We start from the raw sequence: 455 nt of genomic DNA on the forward strand, positions 1-455 counted from the left end.
GGATAGAACCAAATTTGGGTTTGATATGATTCTTATAGAGATTATCATTGAGGTAGTAGGAAGTGTCATTCCAGCGCCCTGTTGACAATCTCTTTTCGGAATAGATATCCCAATACTGATCAAGCGTTAGATTCGTATTGATACCTAATTCTTGTTCTTGGATTTGTTGCTCAAGCTCTACCAAGGCTGCACGAGCTTGTGGAAGGGTTGTGAAACCACTTTTACTTTTTTCTCTTTTTTTACCTCGGAAGAAAAAAGAACGTCTGACATAGTAACGCTTGCCTTTAGCAGTCTCATAGTAATAGATATTTGGGTATTTTGTTTTATTATATTTCATTGTATTCTCCTTGTTTATCAGCTTCTGGACAAGGTCTAAACATTGAGAATATTGACATCACCCCTTTCATGGTGTAAAATAGGGTATAGAAAAGAGGCCTTTTTAATGGCTGATTTTT

General features: G+C 36.3%; 1 pseudogene. It reads right to left on the reverse strand.

The features are described 5' to 3' along the window. Window positions 1–337 (reverse strand): annotated as a pseudogene (locus tag DSY56_RS11700) (hypothetical protein); the annotation flags it as partial. Between the last annotated feature and the right edge of the window lie 118 nt (window positions 338–455).

The organism is Streptococcus sp. 596553 (genome assembly GCF_900411395.1).
GTDB lineage: Bacteria > Bacillota > Bacilli > Lactobacillales > Streptococcaceae > Streptococcus > Streptococcus mitis_BA.